The 18,283-nt window shown below is 59.5% G+C and carries 19 protein-coding genes; 11 read left to right on the forward strand and 8 right to left on the reverse strand.

The window, feature by feature from the left end; genetic code table 11:
- The first annotated feature begins 151 nt into the window (after nt 1-151).
- Both FFS68_RS18045 and FFS68_RS05640 read left to right on the forward strand, forming a co-directional pair.
- Nucleotides 152-493: an excalibur calcium-binding domain-containing protein gene (locus FFS68_RS18045; protein ID WP_249340031.1), complete on the forward strand. Its 342-nt coding sequence runs from the start codon at nt 152-154 to the stop codon at nt 491-493.
- Nucleotides 494-567: 74 nt separating this feature from the next.
- The gene (locus FFS68_RS05640; RefSeq protein ID WP_137752227.1) at nt 568-804 is read left to right on the forward strand and encodes a DUF5818 domain-containing protein; all 237 of its coding nucleotides are present in this window, start codon (nt 568-570) and stop codon (nt 802-804) included.
- A 22-nt stretch (nt 805-826) separates the two neighbouring features.
- Here FFS68_RS05640 and FFS68_RS18185 read toward each other — a convergent pair whose 3' ends face one another.
- Nucleotides 827-949, reverse strand: coding sequence for a hypothetical protein (locus tag FFS68_RS18185; RefSeq protein WP_283214591.1), 123 nt, complete (start codon nt 947-949; stop codon nt 827-829).
- A gap of 442 nt (nt 950-1,391) precedes the next feature.
- Here FFS68_RS18185 and FFS68_RS05645 point away from each other — a divergent pair, with 442 nt between their 5' ends.
- The 5 genes from FFS68_RS05645 (at nt 1,392) to FFS68_RS05665 (ending at nt 4,921) form a co-directional block, all read left to right on the forward strand.
- Nucleotides 1,392-2,291 (forward strand): hydrogen peroxide-inducible genes activator, encoded by a 900-nt coding sequence (locus FFS68_RS05645; protein ID WP_137752228.1) that lies wholly within the window; start codon nt 1,392-1,394, stop codon nt 2,289-2,291.
- Between the two features lie 227 nt (nt 2,292-2,518).
- A complete protein-coding gene (locus FFS68_RS05650) occupies nt 2,519-2,698 on the forward strand; it encodes a DUF465 domain-containing protein (RefSeq protein WP_137752229.1) in 180 nt (59 codons plus the stop codon).
- Between the two features lie 3 nt (nt 2,699-2,701).
- Nucleotides 2,702-2,998 (forward strand): zf-TFIIB domain-containing protein, encoded by a 297-nt coding sequence (locus FFS68_RS05655; RefSeq protein WP_137752230.1) that lies wholly within the window; start codon nt 2,702-2,704, stop codon nt 2,996-2,998.
- Nucleotides 2,999-3,136: 138 nt separating this feature from the next.
- Nucleotides 3,137-4,129: a TerC family protein gene (locus tag FFS68_RS05660; RefSeq protein ID WP_137752231.1), complete on the forward strand. Its 993-nt coding sequence runs from the start codon at nt 3,137-3,139 to the stop codon at nt 4,127-4,129.
- Between the two features lie 186 nt (nt 4,130-4,315).
- Nucleotides 4,316-4,921, forward strand: a complete 606-nt coding sequence (locus tag FFS68_RS05665; protein ID WP_212742319.1) for a carbonic anhydrase — start codon at nt 4,316-4,318, stop codon at nt 4,919-4,921.
- 169 nt (nt 4,922-5,090) lie between these two features.
- Here the strand turns inward: FFS68_RS05665 and FFS68_RS05670 are convergent.
- The 6 genes from FFS68_RS05670 to FFS68_RS05695 form a co-directional block, all read right to left on the reverse strand.
- A protein-coding gene (locus tag FFS68_RS05670; RefSeq protein WP_137752232.1) for an IS3 family transposase occupies nt 5,091-6,262 on the reverse strand; the annotation gives its coding sequence in 2 pieces (ribosomal slippage) (nt 5,091-5,998 and nt 5,998-6,262; 1,173 coding nt in all).
- 183 nt (nt 6,263-6,445) lie between these two features.
- A complete protein-coding gene (gene otnC, locus FFS68_RS05675) occupies nt 6,446-7,072 on the reverse strand; it encodes a 3-oxo-tetronate 4-phosphate decarboxylase (protein WP_137752233.1) in 627 nt (208 codons plus the stop codon).
- Nucleotides 7,069-8,307, reverse strand: a complete 1,239-nt coding sequence (gene otnK / locus FFS68_RS05680; RefSeq protein WP_137752234.1) for a 3-oxo-tetronate kinase — start codon at nt 8,305-8,307, stop codon at nt 7,069-7,071. Before otnK ends, otnC begins: the two co-directional genes overlap by 4 nt.
- A complete protein-coding gene (locus tag FFS68_RS05685; RefSeq protein ID WP_137752235.1) occupies nt 8,304-9,008 on the reverse strand; it encodes an alpha/beta hydrolase in 705 nt (234 codons plus the stop codon). Before FFS68_RS05685 ends, otnK begins: the two co-directional genes overlap by 4 nt.
- A complete protein-coding gene (locus FFS68_RS05690; protein ID WP_137752236.1) occupies nt 9,005-9,763 on the reverse strand; it encodes an aldolase/citrate lyase family protein in 759 nt (252 codons plus the stop codon). The genes FFS68_RS05685 and FFS68_RS05690 overlap by 4 nt, the downstream gene beginning before the upstream one ends.
- Nucleotides 9,764-9,765: 2 nt before the next feature.
- The gene (locus tag FFS68_RS05695) at nt 9,766-10,752 is read right to left on the reverse strand and encodes a hypothetical protein (RefSeq protein ID WP_212742320.1); all 987 of its coding nucleotides are present in this window, start codon (nt 10,750-10,752) and stop codon (nt 9,766-9,768) included.
- Between the two features lie 324 nt (nt 10,753-11,076).
- Here FFS68_RS05695 and FFS68_RS05700 point away from each other — a divergent pair, with 324 nt between their 5' ends.
- On the forward strand, nt 11,077-12,117 hold the full coding sequence (locus FFS68_RS05700) for a LacI family DNA-binding transcriptional regulator (protein WP_137752238.1): 1,041 nt from the start codon (nt 11,077-11,079) through the stop codon (nt 12,115-12,117).
- Nucleotides 12,118-12,165: 48 nt separating this feature from the next.
- Nucleotides 12,166-13,230, forward strand: coding sequence for an ester cyclase (locus tag FFS68_RS05705; protein ID WP_137752239.1), 1,065 nt, complete (start codon nt 12,166-12,168; stop codon nt 13,228-13,230).
- A gap of 105 nt (nt 13,231-13,335) precedes the next feature.
- Here FFS68_RS05705 and FFS68_RS05710 read toward each other — a convergent pair whose 3' ends face one another.
- Nucleotides 13,336-15,783: a TonB-dependent receptor gene (locus FFS68_RS05710; protein ID WP_137752240.1), complete on the reverse strand. Its 2,448-nt coding sequence runs from the start codon at nt 15,781-15,783 to the stop codon at nt 13,336-13,338.
- A gap of 227 nt (nt 15,784-16,010) precedes the next feature.
- Here FFS68_RS05710 and FFS68_RS05715 point away from each other — a divergent pair, with 227 nt between their 5' ends.
- On the forward strand, nt 16,011-17,282 hold the full coding sequence (locus tag FFS68_RS05715; protein WP_171003753.1) for an MFS transporter: 1,272 nt from the start codon (nt 16,011-16,013) through the stop codon (nt 17,280-17,282).
- Nucleotides 17,283-17,293: 11 nt separating this feature from the next.
- Nucleotides 17,294-18,280: an asparaginase gene (locus FFS68_RS05720; protein ID WP_283214592.1), complete on the forward strand. Its 987-nt coding sequence runs from the start codon at nt 17,294-17,296 to the stop codon at nt 18,278-18,280.
- Nucleotides 18,281-18,283 lie beyond the last annotated feature (3 nt).

Genomic DNA, 18,283 nt, shown 5'->3' on the forward strand with positions numbered 1-18,283 from the left:
ATGATCAAATCGGAATGGTGCGCAGCTTCAAATCGGAATGCTGCGCGAGATCACGTCGGAATGCTGCGCACGATCAAATCGGAACACTGCGCGTGATGACCTCGGAATCCGCACCAGCTGCACCGCGCGGCAGATAGATCTAGGCCAAGCCATGGTCGAAGCGGGTCTTGCAGTTGCGTTGCCTCAGTTTAGCGATCGCTATCTCGGCGCCGAGGCGCGCGCCAAGTCCCTCAAACTGGGCATCTGGAGTTCCGACTTCCAACAGCCGGCTGACTATCGGGCCGCCAATCCCAGGGTTCATCGGCCTAAGCCGAAGGCATCCGCCGTGCGCCAGCCTATTGCATCGCCGGCGCCGTCCGGCGTCTTTTACCGCAATTGCAATGCGGCATGGGCAGCGGGTGCCGCACCATTATACCGCGGTCAGCCCGGATATCGGCCAGAAATGGATGGCGACGGTGACGGGGTGGCTTGCGAGCCATTTCGGCGTCGCTGAGCATTTAGGCTGGGTTGAAAGGCCTTCAGCCAAAGTTTCTGGCGCGGTGTTGCGACTTTGCGTAGGCCAAAGACATGATGATCATCGGCACGAGAATCGAAGAGACGGGAACCTTGCTCCGCGACGCGGGCGGTTTCTCACTTCGCCGTGACCTTGGCGGCCGGTGGCGCCTCGACTTGCACCGCGTTCCGGTCGACCATATCGAAAAGCGTGTTCGCATTACGGGCATCGTGGTGGGTGAAGACCTTGTCGATGTCGACGGTGTAGCGCCTGAGAACATTGCTCCTTCACCGCTCGCCGCTGGCGCGTAGCCCCAGTGCGCCACCTGCACCGCTAGAACAAATATTTGAGGGCCTGCCACGCCCCGACGAGGAACGAGCCGCCTACTAACGCGGTCGCGATCCAGAATTCGATAGCGAGCGCCCGGTCGCGCCATTTGGGTCCGCGTTCTTGCATAGGCTCGGCATGACAGCGCGAAATATTGTAGGAAAGCGAATAATCGACGCTTGGCGGCTTCAACATCCTACGGAATATGCATCATAACCCGAACGCACATACAGGCGTTCGATACCGCTGACTCTTTTGCAGAATGCCTGCTTACAGCCTAATAGGTGAAAAGCAGACATTGTCGCTCGTCGGCCATTCGTGGGTCGGCGACTGAATATCCATATCCGACCGCCGATCGAGAGCAGGCCGAAGTTGTGTAGCTGGATAATTTCTGGTGAAAGCGGCCCGGCCGGCGGATGGTGTTTTCTAATCTCGGTCACTACGAATAGATGAGCGAGATCTGCTGGCGAAAGCGCTGGCGCGTTTTTCGTCGAAATCATTCTCCGAATTGCCTAAGCTCAAGACAGTCTTCTCATTGGAAGCGAGACATCGACAGGTAAAGTTTTGCGCGATGCCTACCTTACGTCAGCTTGAGTATCTCGTCGCGGTTGCCGATCTGCGCAACTTTGGGCGTGCCGCGCAAGCATGCAATGTATCACAGCCTACCCTCAGCCAGCAGCTGCGCTCGCTCGAAGACCGACTGGGTGTCGTTCTGATCGAACGGCACATGTCGGGCGCCGAGCTGACGCCGGTAGGCCGCGAAATCACCATTCGGGCGCGGCGCCTGCTCGTCGACGCCGAGGATATCCGCGATCTGGCCCGTCGCAGCGGGGAACGTCTCGCCGGGACGCTACGCTTTGGCGTTACCCCGACACTGGGACCCTATTTGATGCCGCCGATCGTTGCTGCGCTGCATCGCGAGCAGCCTGACCTTCGGCTACATATCAGGGAAGGTATTCCGGAAGAGCAGGCGCTTCAACTTGCGCGCGGTGCGCTCGACATGCTGCTCGGTCCCCTGCCCATCGAAGGTCGCGGACTCACCGTAGAGCCGCTGTTTCGCGAACGCCTGTTTCTGGTCGCCGCCACCGACCATCCACTGGCGAAAATTCCAGACCTGCATGTCGACCATCTGCGCGGCGCGCCGGTTCTGAGCCTCGACCGGCGTCACCACCTCCATCGCCAGGTCGCGAATATTTGCTCCGAGTTCGGCATGGAGCTGCTGCGCGACTATGAAGGCACCAGCCTCGATAGCGTTCACCAGATGGCGACCTCGGGAATAGGACTGGCAATACTCCCCGAACTATACTTCCGCTCCGATGTCGCTGGCCGAACCGGGGTGGTTCTGCTTGAGCCCAAGGGCTTCGAGCTGACGCGCAGCATTGCGGCCGCGTGGCGATCGGGCGCAGCTTATAGCGGCGACTATAGCATCATAGCCGACCGCATCGCAGCCGAGGCTCGGGCGCTGCTTTGATTATGAGCGCGTTCAAACGATAGTTTTCTTCTATCGGTTAGAGCAGAAAATCGAATTGGCCATCTATGGCCTTGCCGCTTATCACTTCTCCCGCGGCCCGGGCCCCTCTGGCGGCTGTCGTTTTGGCAGCTGCGATGTCGGACCGCATCGGATCGGTGATCAGCTCGTGAGTCCGTCAGGGAGTTCTGCACCTTTCCGATCGACCGAACATCGAGAGGAGAGAGGCTATGAATTCTATAACGTATCGATTGGCGCTCGCGCATAGCAAGCTGGACGCGGAGATAAACCGCGAACAGAAGCGCCGAATACCCGATAGCTGGCGGTTACTGCGGCTTAAAAAACTGCGGCTTGTGATCAAGGATCGCTTGCACCGGCTGATCCATTCGCCCCGTCAGGCCAAGGCCTGAGCCATGCGCACTGCCGATGCGGTGTCCGCCATGCCGTGCCCGAATTGCCGGACGGGATTGACCTTGTCCGAGCGTTCGGGCGTCGAAATCGACTATTGCCAGACATGTCGGGGCGTCTGGCTTGATCGCGGCGAGCTCGACAAAATCATCGAGCGCAGCGCCCGCGACGCCCTCCCAGAGCCCCGCCAAGGCGATCACCGGCGGCAAGACAATCGTTCGGATGGCTACCGCGGCGACGACGATCGCCACTACCGCCCAGGCCCGCGAAAAAAGTCCTTCTTGTCGGACCTGTTTGACTGAACGCCGCCGTCGCCGACTTGCATCGGCGGCGGCTTGCCTGCGCATCAATTCCGGGCCCCTCTGGCGACCTTGATGGGTTGCGATGTCGGACAATCATCAATCGCCTGACGTCAGGCCGACCCGGATCGGATCATATTTATGGAAACTCTCGAATATCTATGGTTGGGCAAGCCGCTCTGGATGTGGCTCGCCTTCATTGCCATCGTCGTCACCCTGCTGGCGCTCGACCTCGGCGTCCTGCACAAAAAGCAGCGCGAGATCGGAGTGAGCGAGAGCCTGATCCTGTCGGCGGTCTATATCGGCCTCGGCCTGCTCTTTGGCGCCTGGGTGTGGTGGTACATGGGCGAGACCGCCGGGCTTCAATATGTCACCGGCTTCGTCATCGAAAAAAGCCTCGCGATGGACAATGTCTTCGTGATCGCGATGATCTTCACCTACTTCGCAATTCCGCGGCAGTATCAGCACCGCGTGCTATTCTGGGGGATCCTTGGCGTTATCGTTCTGCGCGCGATCATGATCGGCGTCGGCGCGACCTTGGTCGAGCAGTTCAGTTGGGTGCTCTATATCTTTGCCGCCTTCCTCATCCTGACCGGCATCAAGATGTGGATGACCGCGGGCAAGGACTATGATGTCGGATCGAGCGGGGCACTACGTTTCATCCAGAAGCACCTCCCCGTGACGGACAAGCTCCACGGCGAGCGCTTTTTCGTCCGGCAGCCGGACGCGACGACCGGCAAGGCGAAGCTGTGGGTGACGCCCCTGTTCCTAGCGCTGGCGATGGTTGAAATCGTCGATGTCGTATTCGCGGTCGACAGCGTGCCGGCGATCTTCGCGATCACGACCGATCCGTTCATCGTCTACACCTCGAATATTTTCGCGATCCTCGGGCTACGAGCCCTGTACTTCGCGCTCGCGGCGATGGTGCACCGGTTCCACTATCTCAAATATGCGCTCGCGCTGCTGCTGATCTTCATCGGATCGAAGATCTTCGTGGCCGATGCGCTCGGTCTTGCAAAAATCCCGCCCGCTGTCTCGCTCACGATCACCTTCGCAATCTTGGCAGCTGGGGTCGGCTGGTCGCTGTGGAAGACGCGCCAGCCGTCCACGGCAAGGACAGCGTTGCCTGAATGATCGAACCCGCTTCTCCACCACCTGAAAAGACCAATTCGCAGGCGAACGAACGCCTCCAGCGGACTTTACTAAATCCGCCGGACCCATGAGAAAGGACGCAAGAATGACCTACTCCCGATTCAAACTCAGCCTCTATGCGGGATGGGCAGCTACCACGGCCGTTCTCGTCGTTGCGGTGGCGCACGCATGACGATGAGTCCCAATGAAGCGCTGGCGCTGCTGCGCGATGGAAATCTGGCCTTCCTGAACGACGAGCCGATCATGCCGCCCCTCGATCGCGATACCCGGCTGCGACTGGCCGCTGGGCAGTCGCCATTCGCAGCCTATATCAGCTGCTCGGATTCGCGCGTTCCCCCCGAGCTACTTTTCGGGCGCGGCCTAGGAGAGCTTTTCATTGTTCGAAACGCCGGAAACACCCTCGATACCGCCGCGTTAGGCAGCCTCGAGTTTGCTGTCTCAGTGCTTGGCGTCCCGCTTATCGTGGTGATGGGGCACGAAGGATGCGGCGCAGTCCAAGCGGCTGTCTCGGTGGTCAAGGATCAGGCCCGGTTTCCGGGAAATATCGGCAAGATGATCCAGCCGATCATCCCAGCGGTTCTGGAGGCAGATCTGTCGGAAGGAACCGGGATCGAGTCCGCCGTCAGGCAAAATGTGCGGCGGGTCGTCCGTGAGCTGCGCGACGATGCGTCGCCGTTGTTTCTTCAAGCACAGGCCGAGGATAATCTAATCGTCGTTGGCGCCTATTACGAGCTTGGAAGTGGGAAAGTAGATTTTTTCGATCTTCCGGCGTGAACGCCCTTTAGCCCTCGCATTAACGTTACCATTGTGAGTATGCGCGCGTGAAACAAATTGCCGAAGCGATATGCCATCCATTGGGCGCGTGCGGCTGTCTTGCACCTGGACCTGCCTGATTGCAGTCGGACGCTCTGACCGGCCCCCACCGAGTGGTCCGGGTGGATTGTTAGTGCATTGACGCCTCCCTCGCCAGTGTTGCCCTCCGGTTCCGCTTCGCTCCACCTACGGCCAACACTGGCGAGGGAACGGCCTCCGGCGCCGGTGGCCGATATCCGAGCGAGCTGTGCGGCCGGACGGTGTTGTAATGTCGGCGCCAGGCTTCGATCAGGATCCGGGCCTCGGCGAGCGAGTAGAAGATTTCGCCGTTGAGCAGTTCATCGCGCAGCGATCCGTTGAAGCTTTCGCAATAGCCATTCTCCCAGGGCGATCCGGGCGTGATGTAGAGCGTCTTCACACCGACCTTCGCCAGCCATTCCTGCACCGCCGTGGCAATAAACTCCGGCCCATTGTCAGACCTGATATGCGCTGGTGGCCCGCGCGTGACGAACAGTTCGGCCAGCGCCGCCAGCACGTCGTCGCTCCTGAGTTTACGCGCCACGGGCAACGCCATGCACTCCCGGCTCGCCTCGTCGATGATCGACAGGATACGATATTTGCGACCATCGTGGGTGCGGCCCTCGACGAAGTCGTAGGACCAGACATGGCCGGGATACTCGGGCCGAAGCCGGATGCACGATCCGTCATTCAGCCAGAGCCGCCCGCGTTTCGGTTGTCTTTGCGGCACCTTCAGCCCCTCGCGTCGCCAGATGCGCTCGACTCGCTTGCGGTTCACATGCCACCCCGCATCGCGCAGCAACGCCGTCACCCGGCGATAGCCATAACGACCATATTGCCGCGCCAGCGCAATGATATCCTCGGTAAGAGCCGCTTCGTCATCTGCCCCGCGGGGCGCCTTGCGCTGTGTCGATCGGTGCTGCCCGAGTACGCGGCAGAGCCGCCGCTCGGACACCGGAATCATCGTTCTGATGTGGTCGATACAGCGCCTTCGGCGCGCGGGGCTCAGAAGTTTCCCCGGGCAGCTTCCTGCAATATCAGCTTGTCCAAAGTGAGGTCGGATATCGCACGCCGAAGCCGAAGATTCTCCTTCTCCAGGTCCTTCATCCGACGCGCCTGGTCGGTTTTCAGGCCGCCATATTCCTTGCGCCACCGATAATAGGTCTGCTCGCTGACCGCGATCCGGCGACACGCTTCAGCCGTCGTGGCGCCCTGCGCCAGCACAACCTCCGCTTCACGCAGCTTGCCAATAATCTCTTCCGGGCGATGCTTCTTGCTCGGCATTCATAATCTCCTTCGTAATCCAAAATATCATCAATTTTGGACCACTCAGAAGGGGGCAGATCACTTCCAAAATTAATTGTACACAATCGGACAATGAGTCGAAGGACCGCTAACCTTGGGCTTCGAGCGAGAAAGGAAGCATCTAAATTGAACAACCTGAACCCATGATTGATTGCCGATCACTTAGTCGCACCGAAGTGCCGAAGCTTCCGTGATATCCAGCAAGTTCGCTTGTCGATGCCCGACGAGCAAATAAAGTTTCGCCGTCTGCTCGAGCTCCTCAATCGCGGCTCCTGCCGCCGTCAGTGATAATCCAGAAACAACAGGGCCATGATTTGCCAGCAAAATCGACGAATATCGACCTGCCAATGCGTCGATCGCATCGGCCACGCGGGGGTCTCCGGGTCGAAAATATGGCAAAAGCGCGGTGCGTCCGACCTTCATCAGATAATAAGCTGTGAGCGGTGGAAAAACATCGGCGGGATCAAGATCGGGGAGCATCGAGGCGGCGACCGAGTGGGTCGAGTGCAAATGAACAATTGCTCGAGCTGCGCCGCGTGTGCGGTACAATGCACTGTGCAATGGTAGTTCTTTCGTCGGCGCACGGCCGTCCATGGTGCTGCCATCGGAGCCAAGCAGCGTGAGCGTAGCAGGATCCAGCTCGCCAAGCGATGAATCGGTCGGCGTCACGATCATTCGTCCATCGTCCAACAGCACACTGATATTGCCCGACGTTCCATGGGTATATCCCCGATCGAAAAGCGATCGTCCCAAGCGGCAGATGTCTTCGCGGATCGGCGAGAGGCTCATGGCATGGTCTCCATCATCCTGAGAGCTTTCGCGAAAAATTCATCGTCGCCGAAATTGCCGGATTTCAGGGCGAAGCTGATCCCGCTTGCAGAAAGAAGCGGAACGCCCGGGGCAACGTCTGGCCCTACTGCCATTGCGCCGGGACGAAGCGCCTCAACGACCGCGCCGGACGTTTCGCCGCCAGCAACAACCAGACGTGCAACGCCACGATCTCTCGCTCGCAACGCAAGCTTGGCCATAAGGTTTTCGATCGCCGCCGATACCGCGCCAAAACCGGCTCGCGTGCGACCGCTGGCAACGGCGTCAGGCGTGATGGTCGAATAGATCAAGGGAGCCTTGTCCTGATATTCGCGCGCGAACGCGTCAGCATATTCGAGAACGGGATAGCCTGCGAGCAACGCTGCACCATCAATCGCAAAGGCAGGATTATCTTGTTTATATCTGCTGACCTGCGCGTTCGTCGCAGCTGAGCAACTTCCTGCCAGAAGGAGTGCGGGTCCGCGGCCCGCCTCGAACTCGGAACTGCTGGCCGACAGTTTTGCTGCGGCACGGAAATTGTCGGGCAGTCCAAGGGCCAGCGCCGAGCCACCGGTGACCAGTGCCATCGCTTCGGCCGCGTGGCCGATCGCACGCAAATCATCGTCCGTAACGGCATCGCAGACGATAAGGCCCCCCGGCGCAGCGTCGATAGCCTGCTTGATGGCGTCGATCCCAGCCGTGATGATCCGGTGGGGGACGTGCCTGACCGCGCCGCTGGCTTGATGCCCAAGCCAGCGCCGGATGTCGCTATCGGTCATCGGTGTGACGGGATGATCGCGCATGCTCGATTCCGCCAGAAGGGTATCGCCGACGAACAAATGCCCCTGATAGACGGTGCGGCCATTTGCCGGGAAGGCAGGGCACACAATCGCTTTTGTGACGCCAATTTCGCGCATCAGTGCTTCTGCAACGGGTCCGATATTGCCGCTGTGCGTAGAATCGAATGTCGAACAATATTTGAAGTAAAATTGCTCGCAGCCAGCATCGCGCAGCGCCCGCAGCGCGTCAATCGATTGGCTTACCGCGTCAGCGGGCGCGATCGATCGCGTCTTTAGCGCGACGACGCCCGCATCCGAGCGTGCGCCCTGGATATCGCTGGTTGAAGTCAGCAGGCTGGTGCACATACCCTGCCCCGTCAGGATACTCGCGAGGTCCCCCGCTCCTGTAAAGTCATCGGCAATGCAGCCCAAGATCATAAGTCGTGCTCTTTCAGAAATAGCTCGATAGCTTCGGCGCATGCGGCTGGCGCTTCGAGCGGGAGGAAGTGCCCAGCGCCTTCGATCATCGTCAGCGTCGCGTTTGGAGCGCGTTGCAAATCCCGATAGCGATCACTCGGGCAGATATGGTCATCCACCCCCGCAAGCGCCAAAATTGGTCTTTCTGATGCGGCCACGACGGCGCGAAGATCGGGCCGACGGATATTCATTTCGGCCTGCCGCGCATGAACCGAATGACCCTCGGCCTCCGCCATTTCGGCAATCATGTCCACCACATCATTGGGTATTGCACAGGACGGTGACACAAAGGCGGCCCCCCGCCTCTTCATCAGCGCGCGCAACCCTTCGCGGCGCCCCGCCGCAACGTCGTCGCGGCGGGCTCTGGCGTTAGCCGGGTCATCGGGAAAGGCGTTGCCAGAAATCAGGATCACGCCGGCAACCTTGTCCGGTGCCAAGCGAAGCGCGTCGAGCGCGATAAAGCCGCCAAGCGAGAAACCGATCGCAACAAACTCTTCGGACAGCGCATCCAACAGACCGACCGCGGCCTTCGGAATGCACTCAAAACGGCTGTGCGACCAAATGGAGGCGGAGCGCGACAGGCAATTGAGCAGCGGCGCAAACACGCGTGCGTCACACAGCGTGCCGCCGAGGCAAATCAGTGGACGCGCAGCCCCGGTCATGCCCGGCTGGCATTGACGGCATCGCGCATGACCCCGCGCAGCAGCGCAGCATCATTGCCAGGCGTTACCAGGTCGAAGCCCTGCGCGACACGCATGGCCGCGGCTGGTCCGTTCGAACAGAAGATACCAGCAATTTTGCCCGCCTCCACGGTGCGTCGTCTTACCAGCTCAATAGCATCGGCGACTTCGGACACGCTGCTTTCATTTTCGGGCCGATGGCCCAGCGCCAGCGACAGATCATTTGGACCCACGTAAATTCCGTCGAGGCCTTGCACCCCCAGAATATCTTCGAGATTGTCCAATCCCGCCCGGGTCTCAATCATCCCAAACACCAGCAGCTCGCGATTGGCGCCATCCAGATAATCAGCGCCTCCGTACAGCAGTCCGCGTGCCGGCCCAAACGATCGCGTGCCATCGGGGGGATAACGGCAGGCCGAGACAAGATCCGCGGCGTCACGCGCTGTCGAGATCATCGGGCAGATTATGCCATATGCTCCGGCATCGAGGAACCGCATGATTTCCGACGGCACAAGCCCCGAAGGGCGGACCAGCGGAATTGCATCCGTGCTTGAAATCGCCTGCAGCATCAGAATCGCGGTTTCAAAGCCGATCATCCCATGCTGGCAGTCAACCGTTGCAGCGTCGAAGCCCTGATGCGCTACGGCTTCCGCCGCGTAGGCCGAGCCGATTGACAGCCAGGCATTGACGATCGGTCGTCCTTCCGCCTTGAGTTGGCGCAGCTTGTTCGAACGCATGTTTAATTCTCCGGCAGCAAGTTCGCGGGTGCGAGATAACCGTTGGGATCGCGCCCAAGGTTCATGGAGAAAGCGTAAGCGACGAGGGCAGGCTCCCATTCGATGATTGCACGCGCATCGCCGGTGGTCGTAACACTCATTAGCACCGGTTTGTCGCCGACCGATCGGTACGCCCGCCAGCAGTCGCCCGGGACCGAATAGGTCGACCAGGGTTCGGCTCGCGCGCTGGTTTCAGCGTCCTGCTGGCCCAGCACGACTTCGAGGGAGCCTTCCCGAATAATCAGAACCTGCTTTTGCGAAATGCGGAACGGGCCGACCTGCTGCCCCGGCTCGATCCGCATATATTCGAGACCGAACCCATGCGGATTGCGGATTTTGGCGTCCGCATTGCGGTCTTCGGACATCCCGTTGCCGATGACGGGCGCGATTTCGCAACCATGTCCCGGAACGACATGATCCAGCGTGGCGGCGTGCGACCAGACAAGTTCGTCTGCCGCGACCATGCGCGCGCGCATCTGCTCGGGGGTATAGGGCCGCATCGCCGCAATATCGGCCTCGGTCAGCGGTGTAATCAAATCCTTGTCCGCGGGCTTGGTCGCTCCGCTCGCGGTATCGACCATCATATTGTCGCGCGTGAGAAAGAGGCCGTGTCTTGCGGCATTTTCCAGGATGCTGGGATGCCAGACCACCCCGCCCGACTCATCCTGCCCAAGGAGCGTGAATATCCAGCTGTCATCGGGTCCCGTGTTGGTGAAGCCGCGAAAAATCCAGGTCGGGATCGATAATGTATCACCCGCGCGTCCGACGACTTCGCCGTCCTTGCCGTCGGGACCCCAGCGAAACGTCCACTCGCCGCGATAGATCATAAAGACCTCGGCGGTGTAATGCATGTGAAGATTGTTGGTGACGCCGTGCGGCATCGCCGCCACGCCGAGCGCAAAGCCGTGGGGCTCGGCTAGATTTACGACTTGATCGGCCGACTGCGTCACACCGGGCCCGATAATCGAGTAGTTCAACTTGCGATCAGACCCGGGCAATTTGCAATCGATGAAAGCGAGTTGGCAGGGTACCAGATCCTCATATCTGATCAGCCGACTTTCTGCGCTCACAACAACGCTACTCTTCGCATTCATGGTTTGCCCTCATCCCAGCTTGTGATCGCTCACGCCGTGCGACCATGCTGCGCTTTATCACTGCATTCGAATGCACACAATACACTGTTGCGCCAATTCCTGTTTTGCTTCGCGGCGCGAGGGAGATAAGGACCGCAAACCTGCTCCAGCGGGCGGCGACCTCATGATGGATCCAGGATTATGGCGAGAAAAGCGGCACAGACGACCAGTGATGGCGTGGATAAGAACAAGCCGGTCACATCCTATGATGTGGCGCATGAAGCAGGCGTGTCGCAATCCGCAGTCTCTCGATATTTTACGCCCGGCGCCAGCGTGTCGGCCCGTACCCGCGCCAAGATATTAAAAGCAGTCAACAAGCTTGGATATCAACCAAACGCGATCGCGCGCAGTCTCATCACGCGCCGGTCGAGCCTCGTTGCCGTGGTCGTAGCCAATCTCAGCTTCAACCCGGAATTTACCTCGGTCCTTGGCCAGGCGTTGAGCGCGCGTGGGCTCAACACGCTCCTGTTCACGCTTGATCATGAGAGCGACGCAGATCATGTGATCGACCAGCTCTGGCAGTATCGCGTCGCTGGCGTTGTCGCCGCCGTGACCCTGCCCCCCCGCCATGTCGAAATGCTCTCGCAGCGCGAGATTCCTGTCGTTTTTGTCAACCGCGTTTATGAAGAGGTCGCCGTGAATAGCGTCTCCTGCGACCAGTCGGAGGGCGAGCGCTGGCTGGTCGATGAGCTTTGTGCCGCAGGTCACTGCCGTATCGCAATCGTCTCCGGGCCCGAGGATTCGCCCGTCAGTCGGCAGCGCGTGTCGAGCGCCGCTGAACGGATGGCAAACGTCGGGGTCAAACCCGTCGAGATCGTCGTTGCCGATTTCACCTATCAGGGCGGACGCGAGGCCATGCGCAAACTTGCGTCCAGCGCGAACCGGCCCGACGCGATCATCTGTGCCAACGACATGCTCGCCATCGGCTGCATGGACGAGGCTCGTCATGGGTTTGGCCTTAAGGTTCCCGAAGATATCTCGATCGTGGGCTTTGACGGCTCGGCGGCTGGCCAGTGGGCAAGCTATGATCTCGTCACGATCCGGCAGCCGACAAATTTGATGGTCGATGCTGCGATCGATATGCTGATGGCGCGCATAGACGACCCACAGCTTATCACCGAGAAGCGAGTCTTTTCTGGCGAGCTGGTGCGAGGCGCATCCGCCAGACTCGCCAGCACTTGAATTCTATAGGAGAAAAGTTTAGCATTCGAATGCAACAAATGAGGATGCATGATGCCAGACTTTGACCCACTCGCCGACCTCGAACCAAGTGCCTATGCGCCATTTCGTGACCCCCGCGATTATATCCTCTCCTGGACCGACCAGATCTGGATCGACAAGGGCCTCGGCCGCCTCGGCGAGCATTATGCTGACGATATCAAGGTGCATACTGCTTATGGCGAGACCTATGACTTCGAGCATGTAATCCTCAACAGCATCCAGAAAATGAGTGCATTCCCGAACGGCGGCGGTGGGTCGGGAGAAGATGTTGTCTGGGAGCAGCGCGGGCCGATGGGCTTCATCAGTTCGCATCGCGTGCTGAAGACCGGTACCAACCTCGGATATTGGACCTATGGTCCGCCGACCGGCAAAAACTGGGTGTCACGCACGATCGCACACTGCCTCGTCCAGGACGGCAAAGTCGTAGAGGAATGGCTGGTGCGCGACGAATATGCGGTTCTGCAATCGCTCGGCATCGATCCCGAGATGGTCGCCGCGGATTTGGCCAAAGCATCGCCGGTAACCGGCGAGATCATGGCGATCGCTGACGACGCCGGCCCTTTTGCGGGTTCCTACCCCCATCCGGTGCGCGAAGGCGTCTCGGGCGTTCGGCCAGAGCGTTTCGATGCCGCATGCCGGACCATCCTCGATATGTATGACACGGTGTGGAATCGGCGCCGGTTCGATCGTGTCGTCGATTATTGCGACCCAAAAGTCGTTTGTCACACAGTACGCCTGCATCGCGCGCAAGCCATTGACCCTTACCAGCAGCAGATTATCGACCTCCTTGCGGTCTTTCCCGACGGCAAAATCGAGGTGCGCGACCTTGTCGTCTGCCAATCGACCGAACTTGGCCAGCGGATAGCCGCTATCTGGGTTCTTCATGGCACCTACTCCGGCGTACCGCTTTACGGGCCGCCGACGCGCAGTCCGGTCAAGATACTTGGCGCGACACATTTCGAAATGAGGGACGGAAAAATCTTGCGCGAATGGCGGTTGTTCGACGAAATCGCGGTGCTCGCACAGATTATCGGCGCGCGCGCCAACGCCGCAAAGGCTATTGGCGCCGCCTAAAACGCGCCCGGGTCTCGAAATCTATCGACATCGAGACTTCTGCCTTTTGCAGCCAAATAAAAAGGGGGGCGGATGCCCCCCTTTTCTGTTGGTTGTTCGGTTCGCTTAAAAGCGGATCTTGACACGCGCGCCGTAGTTGCGCGGCATGCCCCAGTTCGCCTGCTGCAAGCCATCGCCACCGGTCTGGGTGCGCTGGTTAAGCATTTCGTTTTCGAGGTTTTCGGCAAAGACATCGAGCGTCCATCGTTCATCGGCCGAAAGGAACGACAGGCGCAGGTCGGTCTGCGTAAAGCTCGGCTGGAACCCCGACAGATCGAAGGGCAGTCCGCCATGCGCGAAATAGGAGTCGCTGTAGCGGAACTGCACCTGAGGGGTCAGCGTGCCGACGCCGATGTCGAAGTCATATCCCGTAGCGATCGAGAAAGTGAATTCGGGCGTATAGGGTGGGCGCTCGCCGCGCAGGTCGATAAACCGGCTGGCAGGAACCGCACCGTTAACGACCTGGAAGCCGCCGGGCAGATTGATCCCGAAGCGCGCGTATTTCGCATCGAGATAGGATGCGCCGATCGAGATTTTCCAGGATTCGACCGGAAGCAGGGCGAGCGAGACTTCGGCGCCGCGAGCCTTCAAGACGCCGCCGTTCGAGGATAGCGTGATGAACGAGCCCACATTGGCCGGGTTCGGGATCTGGAAGGTGGTTGCAAGATCCGAATAGCGCACGTCGTAAAGCGAGATGTTGAGCTCGGCCCTGCGGTCCCAGAAGCGTGACTTCATGCCAAGCTCGTAAGAGCGAGACTTCTGAGGCTGCGTGACGGTTCCATTCTGGTTCATCACGCCCGAGAGGAAACCGGTCGAGGCGGTGGCGTAAAGCATGACGTCGGGATTGACGTCGAATTCGGCACCAGCGCGCCAGGTAACATTTTCAAATGTTGCCCTAACATCTGTTTTCGCCGTCGCTGTAGCGGGATTATACGGAAAGATCGTCCGCGGATCGGTGGGCGCCACGCTTGGGGTCAGACTGCCAAAATAGGCCGCATTGCCATTGATCGCGTGCTTGCGTTCGTTGTTGTAACGGATCCCGCCGATCACCCGCAGCGCGTCGCTTATCGAGAATTTGGCTTCACCGAACACGCCGAGATAGCGGCTGTTGATGAACTGCGTATTGTTCGACGCGGAATTGATCGAATTCGCCAACGACACCAGCGGGGTGCCGGTTTGCACCGGCAGGATAACTCCGTTGGTCGAGGTCGCCGTCGGCCGCGCGGCAAGATTGTCCAACGTATGCCGCAGCGACGAGTAGGAAAAGAGCAGCTTGTCATACGACGCATAGCCGCCGGCCGTCAGCTCGAGCGGACCGTCCCACTGCGAGATCAACTGGAGTTCCTGGGTGTAGGATTTGTTATTCTCCTCGACCCACTCGCGCCCGTGCGCATTCGAGCTGTAATCCGAGTCATTACCCAGCAACGAGGAATAGTTGGTGAAGGAACTGATTGATTTAAGGGCCACCGGGCCGAAATCAAAATTGCCTTCGAGCGTGACGTTCGACTCCCGCAGGCGATCGTCATGGACATAATCGCGAATGACGGTGCGCTTGTCCTTGTTGGAGAGGCCCGGAGTACCGTCGATGAGATCGAAGCGGGGCGTTGCCCCCGAACCACGACGAGGATTTTGGCAATCGAGTACCGGACCGAATGGATCGGTCAAGCCATTGGTCGCCGTCGTGCGACAAGCGCCGTTGATCGCGAACATGCCGGCCGGGTTGCCATCTTCCGCTATGCGTGTGTAACGCAGCGTCAGGTCAACGCTATCGCTCGCGCGCCAGAGAGCCGACGCGCGGAACGACAAAGTGTCGGCAACGCCTAGGTTCGGTCCGATCAAATTCTTGACCCAGCCATCGCTGTTGTTAGTCAACAGGGCGAAACGGGCAGCGAAATTGTCGCTGATGCCCGCGTTGACAACCAGTTCGTTGCGAAGGTCGTTAAAGCGGCTGTATCGGGTATCGATGCTGCCGCTGAGGCCCGGCTCGGAGGTGTCGGGCGCATTGGTGTATATGTTGATCGCGCCGCCGAGCGTATTGCGCCCGTACAGCGTCCCCTGCGGCCCGCGTAGAACCTCCAGACGCTGAACGTCGAAGAACGCGCGCGATTGCTGTGACGAACGCGGCTTGAAGACGCCGTCGACAAAAAAGCCGACGATTGACGTGTTGTCCGCGAACGTGCTGTTGGAGTTGGCACCGCGCAATGCGATTTTCGTATCGTTGCCGCCCTTCGCGAACACGAGGCCCGGCGAAAGCTGCTCGAGGCGCGAGACATCGTTGACCCCATTTTTCGCCAGATCCTCGCCAGAAAGAGCCTGGACGGTCGCGCTGACGTCCTGCAAATTCTGCTCGCGCTTCTGTGCGGTGACGACGATTTCCGTCAGTCCGCCTTCATCGACTGTATCAGCGGTGACCGCGGGCGTGGTTTCCTGCGCCGCGACCGGCAGAGCAGTGAGCAACGCCGCAATGGTAAGGCTACCGGCTGTCCAAAGACGCGTGCGATTTGTGCAGTTCATGATTCCCCCTAGGTCTCAAAAGGACTCGAAGTGGCCCCGACGAGATTTTTGTACTTCGAATGCAAAAATCAAACAAGATGTTTTCGACCTGCGTCATGATTATCCAGAGCCCGCGTCGACAAATCCCCGCTTACGGACGATAAATTGCGATATTTCTCAACCAAATTCTCAATAAACTAATTGCATTCGAACGCAAATGAACGCAGAAATCTCTCCGGGAGATGACGATGACCGAATCCAGCGACACCCAATATCCACGCGCAGAAGATATGTCGCTAACGCGCCGTCTAACCGCCCTCGCCTTCCTTGCCGTCGCCTATATTTTTTACGCTTGGGCGTGGAATACGGTCGATGTCCTTCGCCCCTATATTGCGAGTGACTTGAAGCTCTCCCTGACCGAGGCTGGATCGCTCTACAGTGTCCAGGCGCTTGGCGCCCTCGTCGGCGCGGTCGTGAACGGTCAACTTGCCGACCGCTTTGGGCGGCGCAATGCGTTGATGGTCGTCATGATCGGATTTGGGACCGTCCTCGCGCTCGGAACGATCGTCACCAGCTATCCGCAGATCCTCACTCAGCGCTTCGTCCTCGGATATTTCACCGGGTCGATGTACCCGATCACGGTCGGCATTTATGTCGGGCTGTTCAGTACCGAAGTTCGAGGCCGGGTTGCGTCGGTTATCATGGGCTCCTCGTATCTCGCCGTCGCGCTGCTCGGCGCCGCAACCACCCTGATCTTCGAATTCGAGCTTGATTGGCATTTACTGTTATGGGCTGGAGCCGTGCCGGTCGTTCTCGCCTTTCTTGCACCGCTTGCGGTCCCGAACGATCGCAAGATGATACCATATGGCGGTGCCATCTTATCCAGCACGGCCAAGGGCAAGTTACCGATTAGCGAGCTCTTTTCGCCACGCTTTCGGCGCCAGACAATCATGCTGACGATGGTTTCGGGTTTCAATTTCTTTGCCTATCAAGCTTTTAGCGGCTGGGCGACGACCTATCTCAAAACCGTCCGTATGTTCAGCGACGGCGCGATCGGGATATCCGTCAGTTGGATGTTTGCAGGCAGCGTGATCGGCGGCTTCTTCTGGGGCTGGGTGGGCGATCGCTTCGGACGACGGGCGGCAGCGATCGGTTTCTTTCTCGCGGCAGCGCTGATCCTCGTTTATCTCTATGCGCCGATCAGCCCCGCTGTGTTGAATATTGTCGCCTTTGGTTATGGTGCCTGCCTTGCGTGCAGCGTCGTATGGGGACCGTGGCTCTCCGAGCTATACCCCCCTCACCTGCGATCGACCGCAGCGTCGATTTTCAACTGGGGGCGCATATTCAGTTTCTTCGCTCCGTTGCTGACCGGCCAGATCGCCGAACATTTTGGGCTCGCAGCGACGATGACAATCGCCAGCGTCGTTTTTTCGATCGCGGCAATCATCTGGCTCAGCTTGCCCGAAACGCTCAAGCGAAACGCGGAACCGGTCCGGTCTGCGCCCCTGCCCGCGGAGTAAACCCATTGGACATGGCCTCAACGCGGCCGCGAACCATCGGGATTTTCTCCATGGGCGGTACCATTGCGATGACCGCAAACGCCGGCGGGCGGGGCGTAGCCCCGCAAGTGGGCTTCGATCTGTTGTCGCCCATGCGGCGCCTGCATCCCGATCTGACGCTGGCGCATTTCGAACTTTTCGCCAAGCCCAGCCCCAGCGTCTCCCTCGCCGATGTCCAACTGCTTTGCGACCAGATCGAAGAGAAGTTCCGGCTGGGCCTTTGTGGCGCCGTCGTCACGCATGGAACCGACACCCTGGAAGAAACCGCCTTTGCTCTGTCGCTGTTGATGGCGACAGCAAAGCCGGTTGTCGTAACCGGGGCAATGCGGCACCCGGAAGCACCGGGCGCCGATGGACCGGCGAACCTGGCATCGGCCATATTGGTCGCCGCCAGTGGCCAAGCCGATGGACTGGGACCCCTGGTCCTTTTCGGCGACGAAATTCACGCGCCTCATCTGGTCAGGAAGATTCACAGCAGTCGGCCGCATGCATTTACGTCGGATCCCTTCGGACCGATGGGCCATATCGTCGAAGGCCGACTCGACCTCCAGATGCAGCCCACGCTGAAGCACCGGCCGCTGCGTGTGGAAAGTCCGGTGCTGGCCGTACCCGTCCTTCAGGCGGGACTTGATCTCGAACCTGAAACCGTGGCCGCCTTTTCAGATGCCAACATCGGCGCTCTAATCATTGCAGGTGTGGGCGGCGGGCATGTTTCGTCTCGCGCCGTCGATGCCATTGCAGCGCTCGCAATGAGGATGCCCGTGATCATCACCAGTCGCGTCGGCATGGGCCACACCTTGTCGAGAAGCTACGCCTATGGCGGAAGTGAGATGGATCTCGCGCAGCGCGGTGTGATCAACGGGGGCCGCTGGCGACCGGCGCAGGCCCGGATCATCGTGCAGATGCTTTTGTCCGTTGGCAAATCACGCGACGAGATCGCGGTCTGGCTCGCCCGATAGCGC

The organism is Sphingopyxis sp. L1A2A (assembly GCF_005502465.1).
Taxonomy (GTDB): domain Bacteria; phylum Pseudomonadota; class Alphaproteobacteria; order Sphingomonadales; family Sphingomonadaceae; genus Sphingopyxis.